The organism is Pseudomonas sichuanensis (assembly GCF_003231305.1).
Classification (GTDB): Bacteria; Pseudomonadota; Gammaproteobacteria; order Pseudomonadales; family Pseudomonadaceae; genus Aquipseudomonas; species Aquipseudomonas sichuanensis.
In genome coordinates this window covers 1-11995 of the sequence record NZ_QKVM01000088.1, presented here as the reverse complement: position 1 = coordinate 11995, position 11995 = coordinate 1, and the positions used below count along the sequence as shown (strand labels likewise).

Here is an 11995-nt window from a genome sequence, read left to right as displayed (position 1 = left end):
TAGGCGCGTGTCATCGTTCAGCCGCCGAGGCAGAACAATGGTGTGAGTTTTACGAAAGAATCAGGCCCGAGGAGGGCGCCAGTGATCGGGGGGAGCCCTGGTTAGAAGGCTTTGACCGTAGGTATCGACGGGACGTGGAGTGGCGAAGGTGAGTGCGGGCTCGACCATGCTGACCTGCAGTGTGCTTGCAGTTCTACATTCCTGACCGACTTTACAGGCTTTGGATGAGTGTTGGTTGGGCTCTCCGTTGTCTTGATCCTGGCAACAATCGTGGTCCATGCCTGCCATCATATCCATGCCCTGAGACTGCATCGGGCATGGTTCTATGGGTGAGTCGATTCCCGCCATCCCATGGAGAGGAAGCGCGCCCACGAGCATCAACATAGTTAGCAGTCGTAGGAATCGAATCATGATGGTCGAGTGTAGGCCAAAGCGGTTAGCGCAACATTAACGACGCGTGCGATTGTTAGCCGTTCGGTGCGCGGCAGGAAAAACGAAATTGAATGCTGTAACCCCTTCGGACGAGGTGCACCAGACTTTTCCATCATGTGCTTTGACGATGGAGCGGGTAATGGCCAGACCAAGCCCTGCATTGCTAGGTCCTCCTTCTCGCCTTGCCGGATCGGCCCGGTAGAAGCGATCAAAAATCTTGTTGATGTGTTGCGTGTCAATGGCGGACCCGCCGTTTTTGATCGTGAGGGTTACCTTGTCTGCTGCTTGCTGAATTTCTACCGAGATCTCGCTCCCGTCCGGCGTGTATCGCACGGCATTCGAGAGAACGTTGGATACAGCTCGATCAATCATGAGCCTGTCTCCGGAGATGATGCCTTTCCCTTGAAGCGTGAGGCGTATGTCGCGATCGTCGGCCAGCAACTGGTAGTACTCGAAGAGTTTGGCAACAAGGTCATGAAGCTGGATGTCCACCTGCTCAGGGATGATGAGGCCGTTGTCTGACTTGGCGAGGAAGAGCATGTCATCGATCATGCGTGACATCCGCTTCAGATCTTCCAGGTTTGAATACAGGTTCTCTTCATACGCGTCGACATCGCGCTTCCGGGACAGCACCACTTCGGTGTGCGTTAACAGGTTACTGACAGGCGTTCGCAACTCATGCGCGATATCGGCTGAGAAATTTGATAGACGAACGAAGGCATCTTCCAGGCGTGCGAGCATCCCGTTGAAGGACAAGATCAGTGTTTGCAGTTCGAGTGGTACAGGCTCCAGCGGGATTCGCTCTTGAAGTGACCTGGCAGATATGGACGTCGCAACCTTCGTAATTTGTTCGACGGGGCGTAGGCCACTTTTCGCGACCAGCCAGCCTATACCAGCACTGACCAACGCACTAATAACCAAACCAATCGCAAACCACCGCTGGAGGGTTTCGAAGAAGTGCGCATGGCTGGTGATATCCAGCATCAGCATGACGGTGCCGAGAGCTGGTTGGCCCTGGATCGCAACGTCAGCGGTGATACCGCGGAAATTATGGTATTCGTCCTGCCATTCCCACACCTCTTCCTTGTCAGCGCGCTTGTAGTGGTCTGGAATTTGTACGGCTTTGAGATCTGAAAATAGTACCTCACCCTGTGAGGTCAGCACCTCTGCCGTCAGATCCTGATGAGCACCCAGCAATGCGCGGAGTTGTGGTCTCAACTCTTCCATTCCCGTTCCAGGTGCCTGGATTGACAGAATGTGTCTCGTTGACTCCAGCTTCTCGGACAGCGCTTGTTCATCGAGCATGCGGAAGTGATGCTGGCTCAGCATGTTGAAGCTGATGCCCGCGACCACAAGAACAGCAATGACCGCGAACATGATCATCAGAGTCAGGCGCTTTACGAGCGAGGACCGGGACAAAATCACTCCGGGGCATCCATCATGTAGCCCATTCCTCGAGCTGTGTGAATGAGCTTAGGAGCAAAGTCATCATCAATCTTTGCCCGTAGCCGTCGTATCGCAACCTCGATCACATTGGTGTCGCTGTCGAAATTCATGTCCCACACCTGGGAAGCAATCAGAGATTTGGGGAGCACTTCACCACGCCGGCGCATCAAAAGTTCCAGAAGTGAAAACTCTTTAGCAGTAAGGTCCATTCGCTTGCCACCTCGAGTAGCTCTTCGTTTGAGGAGGTCTACCTCAAGATCCGCCATTCTCACAGTGGTCTGGGCTGCTGTGCTGGTGCCCCTGCGTAGTAAAGTCCGCACACGAGCGAGCAGTTCTGAGAAAGCAAAGGGTTTGATCAGGTAGTCATCGGCTCCCAGCTCAAGGCCCTTCACTCGATCATCCACCCCATCTCTGGCAGTCAGAAACAATACAGGGACGTCTTTGCCGGCTGCGCGGACCATTCGCAAGACTTCCCATCCTTCTAGCCCCGGCATCATCACGTCGAGTATCAGCAGGTCATAGCTTTCGCTCAGTGCATGTTGAAGGGCATCGGTACCCGTGAGGACCCGGTCAACAGTGAATCCCGCCTCTGCAAGGCCCTGTTGTAAATAAGCACCGGTTTTCGGTTCATCCTCAGCTACGAGTAGTTTCATGTGCTCAGCCTTCAAAAGGTGTACACACCCAGTGTGCAGCAAAAAAGTGAGCAAACCAGAAGCTGACGTAAAAGTAATGTTGGGATCAGCCAGCTGTCAGGGCCTGCCGTCTACGGTCATTGAAGACGGGCATTGCAGTCACGCCTGCCGTTATCGGTAGCAATGGTTTCAAACCACCTGATGGAGATAGTCCCGTGAAATCGATCAGACTTTTGCTTGTGGCTACATCTATGCTGCTGTCGTCGGCCGTTTTTGCTGAAGGTGGGAGCGATCGAGCAATAGAGCGGATGCAGCAGCTTCGCGACAAAGCCGAAGCAGTTCTGGTGAGGGCTGAAAAAGCTGAGCCCGGCCAACGACATGTGCATATGAAAGAGCACATGTCCATGCTTAAGGACCTGATGGGCCAATTGCACCAAGATCACCCCAAAGCGGGTATGTCCAAAGAAGATCACCTGGCGTGGATGGAGAAACACGACAAGATGGTTGATGACGTACTCAGTCAAATGGTTCGTGAACACAAATTGATGATGGCGGACAAGGAGTGTCATCCATAGCCCAGGATTCGTGGCCGTTCCCCCTCTGCTCCTTTGGCCTATCGGCGCCCACACGGCGCCGTTTTTTTTGTGGGCCGCATGAAGCTGACGGAACTGTAATGCCGAGCTCAGCTTTCTGAAAGCGCAGCCTGGCTAATGTGACCCCAAGCCTGAACTCCATGGGCCGCACAGTAATCCGCCGAGGAACAACAGATGAACTCGATCAAAGCTCTCGTAATGGTTATCACTTTTGGAATGGCTGGCCTTGCTCTGGCTGAAGGTGGTGGCGACCGTACCTTTGCGAAAATGGAGGCTGCCCGCCAAACCGCCACTGAGGCGTATCAGCTTGCACAGCAGAAGACCGACAAGGCGCCGATGGCAAGCCAAAGCCATAAACACGGGCAGCATGAGAACTGCTAATCCGAGCTTACAGAAATGTAATCACTCGGGAATCTTTTATGTGGCAGTTTCAAATCGCTTTCTCCCACTGTGGCTTGCGCTTTCGAGCAAGTCCATAAGACTTGTGGGACCCCCAAGGAAGCCGGGTCTGCGATCGAGCGGCCCGGATATCAGCGAATTATCTGACTGACTGGACACTACGGCATGCACAGCAAAACCACGAGACGATCTTTCGTCAAAGGCCTGGCCGCTACTGGACTACTGGGTGGACTGGGCATGTGGCGCGCGCCGGTCTGGGCTGTGACCAGCCATGGCCAACCGAATGTTCTGACAGGCACCGATTTTGATCTCTACATCGGTGAGCTACCGGTCAACATCACCGGAGCAACTCGCACAGCCATGGCAATCAATGGATCGTTGCCGGGGCCGATCCTTCGTTGGCGGGAGGGAGACACAGTCACGCTCCGCGTACGCAACCGCTTGAAACAGGACACTTCTATCCATTGGCACGGCATCATCCTGCCAGCGAACATGGATGGTGTGCCTGGTCTGAGCTTTCATGGCATCGCACCCGATGGCATGTATGAGTACAAGTTCAAGGTCCATCAGAACGGTACCTACTGGTACCACAGCCACTCCGGGCTCCAGGAGCAGGTCGGGGTGTATGGCGCCCTAGTCATCGACGCGAAAGAGCCTGAGCCGTTCACCTATGACCGGGACTACGTGGTCATGCTCAGCGACTGGACGGATGAAGACCCTGCACGTGTGCTGTCCAAGCTCAAGAAGCAGTCTGACTACTACAACTACCACAAGCGCACCGTGGGCGACTTCGTCAACGACGTAGGCGAGATGGGATGGTCGGCTGCGGTGGCGGATCGGAAAATGTGGGCTGAGATGAAAATGAGCCCTACCGACCTCGCTGACGTAAGTGGTTACACCTACACCTATCTGATGAACGGCCAGGCCCCGGACGGTAACTGGACGGGCGTGTTCAAACCGGGCGAGAAAATCCGCCTGCGCTTCATCAACGGCTCGGCCATGACGTATTTCGATGTGCGAATTCCCGGCCTGAAGATGACGGTTGTCGCAGCGGATGGGCAGCATGTCAAACCCGTTGCGGTCGACGAGTTCCGCATCGCCGTTGCCGAAACCTACGACGTAATTGTTGAGCCGGAAGACGAGCAGGCTTACACCATTTTTGCTCAATCCATGGATCGCACAGGCTACTCCAGAGGCACTTTAGCCCTTCGCGAAGGTATGCAAGCTGCAGTTCCGGCAGTTGATCCTCGCCCTCTCATTTCAATGAGCGATATGGGTATGGATCACGGCAGCATGGCTGGCATGGACCACGGCAAGATGGCTGGGATGGACCAAGGCAGCATGGCTGGCATGGACCACAACAAAATGGCTGGGATGGACCAAGGCAGCATGGCCGGTATGGACCACAGCAAAATGGCTGGGATGGACCAAGGCAGCATGGCCGGTATGGACCACAGCAAAATGGCTGGGATGGATCAAGGCAGCATGGCCGGTATGGACCACAGCAAAATGGCTGGGATGGATCAAGGCAGCATAGCTGGTATGGACCACAGCAAAATGGCAGGGATGGACCAAGGCGGCATGGCCGGCATGGACCACAGCAAGATGGCTGGTATGGACCACGGCAGCATGGGAGACATGGGCGGCGCCATGCAGTCTCACCCAGCCTCAGAAACTAATAACCCCTTGGTCGACATGCAGACTATGAGTCCAACGCCCAAGTTGGACGATCCGGGAATCGGCCTGCGCAACAATGGACGACGTGTCCTGACGTATGCGGATCTGCGCAGCACGTTCATTGATCCAGATGGACGTGAACCAGGGCGCACCATCGAGCTGCATCTCACAGGCCATATGGAGAAGTTCGCCTGGTCCTTTGACGGCGTCAAATTCTCCGATGCTGAAGCCCTGCGCCTCAAGTATGGCGAGCGTCTGCGAATCACGTTGGTCAACGACACCATGATGACTCACCCCATCCACCTCCACGGAATGTGGAGCGATCTGGAAGATGAGGAGGGTAATTTCATGGTTCGAAAACACACCATCGACATGCCTCCAGGCTCAAAACGAAGCTACCGAGTAACCGCGGATGCTTTGGGCCGTTGGGCCTACCACTGCCACCTACTGTTCCATATGGAAATGGGCATGTTCCGAGAAGTCCGCGTGGACGAATGAACTGGAGATCCAAGATGAGCAAACCAATGAAGCGAAACGCCTTTTTCCTTTCTGCTGCGATGGCTGGTCTGTTTGCTGTTTATGCTCCTTCGTCGTGGTCCAGCGACAATCATGAACAGCACACCCAGAAGTCTGCCGATGCCGCGAAATCGAAGGGTTCTCAGGGCATGGATCATGACTCGATGAAGGGTATGGATCATGGCTCCATGAAGGGTATGGACCACGACAGCATGAAAGGTATGGACCATGGCTCGATGGAAGGTATGGATCACAGCAAAATGATGGAATCGCATGGCAGCGATAACGCTAAGGCAGGGAAAGATGACCAATAGCCTGGTACGACCATCGCTGCTGGCATTGACCGTTTCATTCAGCTTGCTGGGTGCTGCGCCCAGCTTTGCTGCTGAGGAGATGGACCATTCGGCAATGGGGCACGGAGCCATGGAAATGGATTCCGCTCCGTCGGCTGACCCGATGCCAGGCATGGACCACGCTCAGATGGGCGCGAGCAAGCAGCAGAAGAAAGCCGCGCCCGTTGATCACAGCAAAATGAAACACAGTCAACCTGCGGCCAAACCTGCACACATGGACCACAGCAAGATGGACCATGGCAGCATGCAGGGGATGGACCATGGGGCCATGGATCACTCGATGATGAACCATGGCTCTGATGCCCCAACGACGACTAGCCGTACTCCGATACCTGTGCTGACGGATGCTGATCGCCAAGCTGCCTTTCCTCCGTTGGGCGGGCATCAGATGCACGACAGCGCGATCAACAGCTTCTTCCTGCTAGATAAGCTTGAGTACCAGGATGCAGACGAAGGCAGCGCGCTGGCTTGGGAAGCCTCTGGATGGGTTGGCGGCGATATCAACCGGCTGTGGATCCGCTCCGAAGGTGAGCGGACGAATGGCGTCACCGAGGACGCTGAGTTGCAGCTTCTGTATGGGCGATCCATTAGCACATGGTGGGATGTGGTCGCTGGGGTGCGCCAGGATTTCCAACCAGGATCTCCACAGACATGGGGAGCTTTTGGTATCCAGGGCATGGCGCTCTATGACTTCGAAGCCGAAGCCACAGCGTTCATCGGTGAGAATGGCCAGACAGCTGCTCGGCTAGAGGGCGAATACGACATTCTCCTGACCAATCGCCTGATCCTGCAGCCAACCGCTGAAGCCAATTTTTATGGCAAAAACGATCCCGAGCGCGGGGTGGGTTCTGGCCTGGCAAACACCGAAGTCGGTCTGCGCTTAAGGTATGAGATCGTGCGCCAGTTCGCACCCTACGTCGGCGTCACCTGGAGCCGCTCCTACGGCAAAACGGCAGACCTGATCCGCGATGAAGGCGGGGATGTCGATGAAGCGCGTTTCGTTGCCGGCATTCGGATGTGGTTTTGAGAGCCTGACATGAAGAGAACAATTACAACGTTGGTAGCAGCAGGCGCCGTGGGTAGTGCGGCGGCGTTGGGGGCCGCGTATTTTGGCCTGGTCAACGTCGGTGCTGATGATCCTCACTTCCCAGCCGTGCATGCTTTCCTCGCCATGGCGCGGGATCGCTCCATTGAAGTGCGCGCACGGGACATCGAGGTACCGAACCTAAAGGATGAAACCCTTATCCGTACAGGTGCCGGTAACTACAATGCGATGTGCATTGGCTGCCACCTCGCCCCTGGGGTGGATAAAACCGAGCTCAGCCAAGCGCTTTATCCGGCACCGCCCAATCTTGCCAAGATTGGTTCAAGCAATAACCCCGCAGCGGCCTTCTGGACCATTAAACACGGTATCAAGGCTACCGGCATGCCCGCTTGGGGCAAGAGCATGGGTGACCAGTACATCTGGGGTATTGTCGCTTTCCTTGAGCAAATGCCGCAGATGAACGCAGAGCAGTACAAGGCCCTGGTAACAACCAGTGGCGGCCACCAGCACGGTGGTGGGGAAAGTGAGATGCACAACCATGAGGGCCAGCATGGCGGCAATGAGCCAGACCATCATGGCAAGGTTTCCTCTGAGGCAGGGCACCACGATATGGAGCAGTCAGAGGCTCATCACTCACACTCGGCAGATTCCGAGGGTCACGAATCTGAGGGCGGCCATCATGATGCTACCGAGTCCTCTAGTGATCAGAATTCCAAACCAGGTTCGAAGACGCACACACACAAAGATGGAAAGGTACACACCCATGAAGGCTAACAGCCGCTTTCTCAGGTTGGCCGCCTTCGCGGCATTCATCGCGCTGCCGCCAGTCTACGCAGCCGTACCGACCACGATTGATGTTCATCGGGATGCCAATTGCGGCTGCTGTAAAAAGTGGATCGCACACTTGGAACAAAATAGCTTCAAGGTCATTGACCATGTTGAAACCGACATGAGTGCTGTAAAACAGAGCCTTGGGGTCGCACCGCGTTTGGCTTCCTGTCACACGGCAGTGATTGATGGGAAGTTTGTCGAAGGACACGTGCCAGCTGAGCAGGTTCGTGAGCTGGCAAACAGAGATGATCTGATCGGTGTCGCCGTCCCAGGTATGCCGGCAGGCTCCCCAGGTATGGAAGTGGATGGTGTCACTCATGCATACCAAGTCATCGGTTTCAACAAGAGCGGGCAGGATGTAGTGGTTGCGGAGTATCCAGGCCACTGATCGACAGTTTTCCCAACGCAAACGGCGCTTTTAAAGGCGCCGTTTTAGTTTGAATAGAGTTCAAGAGCTCAGTTCTGGCCGCGGCAATTGATGCCAGCTGCGCGGTATTCGAGAATGTTGAGCTTGCCTGTCGAGTCTTCATAGGTCATTTGCGCAGGCATCACATCACAGCTTCCCCGGTTTGAGGTCACAGCAATCACTTTTGCTACATCGAGCTCCATGCCGTAGCGGTAGTGGACTACCTCTGGGGGATTTTTACCGATGGAGGCTGCGTATGCGCGCATGGCCTGCTCATTCGCCTGAATCATTTTCCCGTGCAGGCGGTCGGACCCGCCCTCAGCCATCGCGGCCGAGGAAGCCATCAGAATCAGTATGGCGGCAACGCCGTTGAGAGCTTTCATGTTCGTCACTCCGATTTGGTGTGATTGAATCTTAGGGGGCAGCACCTGTCTCTCGGGTGATCTGTGGATTACATCTTTGTCAGTCGGCAAGCGGTGTCGAACGGCATTCTCTGAGAGCTGGTGAAAGGCCAGAAAAGCTCATTCCCTGGGCGCAGCATAGATCCTGGGTGAGCGCCTCGTCAGTGCCTTGCGTGTGCATTCCGAGCACGGGTATTGGGATGCCAAAGCAGTGGTCAGTGCCACGGGCACCTGGAGCAACCCTAATATCCCTGCTTATCCCGGTGCCGAGCTGTTCCGTGGTCAGCAGCTGCATTCAGCTCATTATGTTGAGCCGCTGGCCTTCTCGGGTAAGCGAGTACTGATCGTCGGTGGAGGTAACTCCGGGGCACAGATTCTCGCTGAGGTTTCCCAAGTAGCGGATGCGACCTGGGTAACGCCCACCGAGCCACTCTTCCTGCCTGATGATGTGGATGGTCGAGTGCTGTTCGAACGGGCGACAGAGCGCTGGAAAGCGCAGATGGAGGGCCGTGTGATTGAGCAGCCAGTCGGTGGGCTGGGCGATATCGTGATGGTCCCGGCTGTGGTCGAGGCGCGTGAGCGAGACGTTCTGCACGCTGTGCGGCCCTTCGTTCGGTTCACCCCCGACGGTGTGGTTTGGGCGGACGGCTCGGAGACCGCGGTCGATGCGGTGATCTGGTGCACCGGATTCAAGCCGGCGCTGGGGCACTTGGCGAGCCTCGGGGTAGTCACGGGTGACGGACGCGTCGAAGTTTCAGGTACACGGTCAGTGAATGAGCCTGCCCTTTGGCTGGTGGGTTATGGCGAGTGGACAGGCTCTGCATCCGCGACCTTGATCGGGGTGACACGCACAGTCCGCAGCACTGTTGTTGAGATCGAGCAGTTTATGGTGAAAGCGGAGGCTTGAGTGCATCCGCTCTTCCCCTGTGCTCAGTGGGTCTGCTGCGCCATTTCGCTGTGTCTGGGCAACCCGAGCGAGATGAGCGCGGCAGCCAATACGAAGATGCTGGAAACCCACAGGCAGGCCTGCAAACCGTAGGCTTGGAACACCCAGCCTGACAGCAGTGTACCGACCAGCCGCCCCAGGGCGTTGGACATGTAATAGAACCCTACATCCAGGGAGACGCCGTCTTCCTTGGCATAGCTGACGATCAGGTAGCTGTGCAGCGAGGAGTTCACCGCGAACAGCACACCGAACAGCATCAGCCCACCGAGCAGCACCACCTGGGCCGACCAGCCTGCCGATAGGCCCACGGCAATGAGCGCAGGCAGTCCCGCCAGGGCGATCGCCCAAATGAAGGCCGCTCGACCGTCCGGCACGTGACCGCGCTTCTTACCGGTGATGTGAGGAGCAAACGACTGGACGATGCCGTAGCCAATGATCCACGCGGCGAGGAAGCCGCCGACCAGCCAGAAGTCCCAGCCAAACGCGGTGCTCAGGTACACCGGCAGCGCCACGACGAACCAGACGTCCCGGGCACCAAAGAGAAACAGCCGTGCGGCCGAGAGGATGTTGATGGCTCGGCTCTTGGACAGCATGTCGCGGAACTTGGGTTTGGCCTTGGCTTTGCCCAAGTCCTTTTTCAGCAGCACCAGACTGCCAATCCAGATCAGGGCCAGTACTGCCGCCATGGCCAGCACCGCCAGGGTGAAGCCGAGCAACGCGAGCAGTGCTCCGCCGAGGAAAAAGCCCACGCCTTTGAGCGCGTTCTTCGAGCCCGTCAGGATGGCCACCCATTTGTAGAGCGTCCCCTGTTGGCTGTCCGGTACCAGGAGCTTGATGGAGCTCTTGGCGCTCATCTTGTTCAGGTCCTTGGCGATGCCGGACAGCGCCTGAGCGGCCATCACCCACGGCACCGTAAGCCAGGCTGCCGGCACTGTGAGCATCAGCAGTGCAAAGACCTGCATGCCCAAGCCGATGTTCATGGTGCGGTTGAGTCCCAGGCGGGCGCCGAGGTAGCCACCCACCAGGTTGGTGATCACGCCGAACACTTCGTAGAACAGGAACAGCGCGGCGATCTGCAGCGGCGTGTAGCCCAGCGAATGGAAGTGCAGTACCACCAACATGCGCAACGCGCCGTCGGTGAGGGTGAAGGCCCAGTAGTTGCCGGTAACCAGCAGGTACTGACGCACTTCCGCAGACAGGGCTGACAACGCCTTCATGATCGCTGTTTACTCCGCTGCGCCGACCAGGCGGGCCAGTTCCGCTGCACGGTTGGCGTAGCCCCATTCGTTGTCATACCAGGCGTAGAGCTTCACCTGGGTGCCATTGACCACCAAGGTCGACAGTGCGTCGATGATCGAGGAGCGCGGATCGGTGCGATAGTCGATGGACACCAAGGGGCGCTCTTCGTAGCCCAGGATGTCTTTCAACGGGCCTTCGGCCGCCGCCTTCAGCAGAGCGTTGACCTCTTCAGCCGTTGTCTCACGTTCCACTTCGAACACGCAGTCGGTCAGCGAGGCGTTGGCCAGCGGTACGCGCACGGCGTGACCATTCAACTTGCCGCGCAGCTCGGGGAAGATCTCGGCGATCGCAGTAGCCGAGCCCGTGGTGGTTGGGATCAGGCTCATGCCAGAGGCACGGGCGCGGCGCAGGTCCTTGTGCGGCGTATCGAGGATGCTCTGGGTGTTGGTGAGGTCGTGGATGGTGGTGATCGATCCGTGGCGGATGCCAAGGTTCTCGTGAATCACCTTGACCACCGGGGCCAGGCAGTTGGTAGTGCAGGAGGCGGCGGTAACGATGCGATGCTGCGCCGGGTCGAACAGGTGCTGGTTGACGCCCATCACCACGTTCAGTGCGCCTTTCTCCTTCACTGGAGCGCAGACCACCACACGTTTGACGCCCTGATCCAGGTAGGCCTGGAGCACGGCTACCGACTTCATCTTGCCGCTGGCCTCGATGACCAGGTCGCAGCCTGACCAGTCGGTGTCGGCGATGGTCTTGTTCGCGGTGACCTGAATGCGCTTGCCATCGATCACCACCGTACTGCCCTCAGCACGGGCTTCACGGAGCCAGCGGCCGTGGACCGAGTCGAAGTTGATCAGGTGGGCATGGGTCTCGGCGTCGCCGGCCGGGTCATTGATCTGCACAAACTCGAACTCTGGCCAGTCCCAAGACGCGCGCAGCGCCAAGCGACCGATACGGCCAAACCCATTGATACCTACTTTGATAGCCATGTTCTTGTTCTCGGGTCGCGATTAGCGAAGGGTCAGAGGGTAACGCTGAACTGGTTGATGTAGCCGACGTGCGCAGGGTTCTGAATT

General features: G+C 57.0%; 12 protein-coding genes and 1 pseudogene. 8 read left to right on the top strand and 5 right to left on the bottom strand.

What is annotated here, in order from left to right; translation table 11 throughout:
• Positions 1 to 447: 447 nt before the first annotated feature.
• Together DM373_RS27505 and DM373_RS27500 are read right to left on the bottom strand one after the other, a co-directional pair.
• Positions 448 to 1854 (bottom strand): heavy metal sensor histidine kinase, encoded by a 1407-nt coding sequence (locus DM373_RS27505; RefSeq protein WP_059184120.1) that lies wholly within the window; start codon positions 1852 to 1854, stop codon positions 448 to 450.
• Positions 1854 to 2531 (bottom strand): heavy metal response regulator transcription factor, encoded by a 678-nt coding sequence (locus DM373_RS27500; RefSeq protein WP_059183361.1) that lies wholly within the window; start codon positions 2529 to 2531, stop codon positions 1854 to 1856. The genes DM373_RS27505 and DM373_RS27500 overlap by 1 nt, the downstream gene beginning before the upstream one ends.
• A gap of 194 nt (positions 2532 to 2725) precedes the next feature.
• Here DM373_RS27500 and DM373_RS27495 point away from each other — a divergent pair, with 194 nt between their 5' ends.
• The 7 genes from DM373_RS27495 to DM373_RS27465 all read left to right on the top strand — a co-directional run bounded on the left by DM373_RS27495 (position 2726) and on the right by DM373_RS27465 (position 8312).
• On the top strand, positions 2726 to 3085 hold the full coding sequence (locus tag DM373_RS27495) for a co-regulatory protein PtrA N-terminal domain-containing protein (protein ID WP_059183362.1): 360 nt from the start codon (positions 2726 to 2728) through the stop codon (positions 3083 to 3085).
• Between the two features lie 192 nt (positions 3086 to 3277).
• Entirely contained in the window at positions 3278 to 3484 is a 207-nt protein-coding gene (locus tag DM373_RS27490) for a co-regulatory protein PtrA N-terminal domain-containing protein (RefSeq protein WP_059183363.1), read from the top strand.
• A gap of 183 nt (positions 3485 to 3667) precedes the next feature.
• Positions 3668 to 5677, top strand: a complete 2010-nt coding sequence (locus DM373_RS27485; RefSeq protein ID WP_099430455.1) for a copper resistance system multicopper oxidase — start codon at positions 3668 to 3670, stop codon at positions 5675 to 5677.
• A 14-nt stretch (positions 5678 to 5691) separates the two neighbouring features.
• The gene (locus DM373_RS27480) at positions 5692 to 6009 is read left to right on the top strand and encodes a hypothetical protein (protein ID WP_225876663.1); all 318 of its coding nucleotides are present in this window, start codon (positions 5692 to 5694) and stop codon (positions 6007 to 6009) included.
• Positions 5999 to 7075, top strand: a complete 1077-nt coding sequence (locus tag DM373_RS27475; protein WP_059183366.1) for a copper resistance protein B — start codon at positions 5999 to 6001, stop codon at positions 7073 to 7075. The genes DM373_RS27480 and DM373_RS27475 overlap by 11 nt, the downstream gene beginning before the upstream one ends.
• A 9-nt stretch (positions 7076 to 7084) precedes the next feature.
• Positions 7085 to 7867, top strand: a complete 783-nt coding sequence (locus DM373_RS27470; protein WP_059183367.1) for a c-type cytochrome — start codon at positions 7085 to 7087, stop codon at positions 7865 to 7867.
• Complete coding sequence (locus DM373_RS27465) at positions 7857 to 8312, top strand: DUF411 domain-containing protein (RefSeq protein ID WP_059183368.1); 456 nt, start codon at positions 7857 to 7859, stop codon at positions 8310 to 8312. The genes DM373_RS27470 and DM373_RS27465 overlap by 11 nt, the downstream gene beginning before the upstream one ends.
• 68 nt (positions 8313 to 8380) lie before the next feature.
• Here the strand turns inward: DM373_RS27465 and DM373_RS27460 are convergent, their stop codons facing one another.
• Positions 8381 to 8713, bottom strand: coding sequence for a DUF2790 domain-containing protein (locus DM373_RS27460; RefSeq protein ID WP_059183369.1), 333 nt, complete (start codon positions 8711 to 8713; stop codon positions 8381 to 8383).
• A 169-nt stretch (positions 8714 to 8882) separates the two neighbouring features.
• On the opposite strand from DM373_RS27460, the pseudogene DM373_RS27455 reads away from it, so the two are divergent.
• Positions 8883 to 9638: pseudogene (locus DM373_RS27455) on the top strand (NAD(P)-binding domain-containing protein); the annotation flags it as partial.
• A 23-nt stretch (positions 9639 to 9661) separates the two neighbouring features.
• On the opposite strand, the gene arsJ reads toward DM373_RS27455, so the two are convergent.
• Entirely contained in the window at positions 9662 to 10894 is a 1233-nt protein-coding gene (gene arsJ, locus DM373_RS27450; protein ID WP_059183370.1) for an organoarsenical effux MFS transporter ArsJ, read from the bottom strand.
• 9 nt (positions 10895 to 10903) lie between these two features.
• The gene (locus DM373_RS27445; RefSeq protein ID WP_049274266.1) at positions 10904 to 11908 is read right to left on the bottom strand and encodes an ArsJ-associated glyceraldehyde-3-phosphate dehydrogenase; all 1005 of its coding nucleotides are present in this window, start codon (positions 11906 to 11908) and stop codon (positions 10904 to 10906) included.
• Positions 11909 to 11995: the final 87 nt, after the last annotated feature.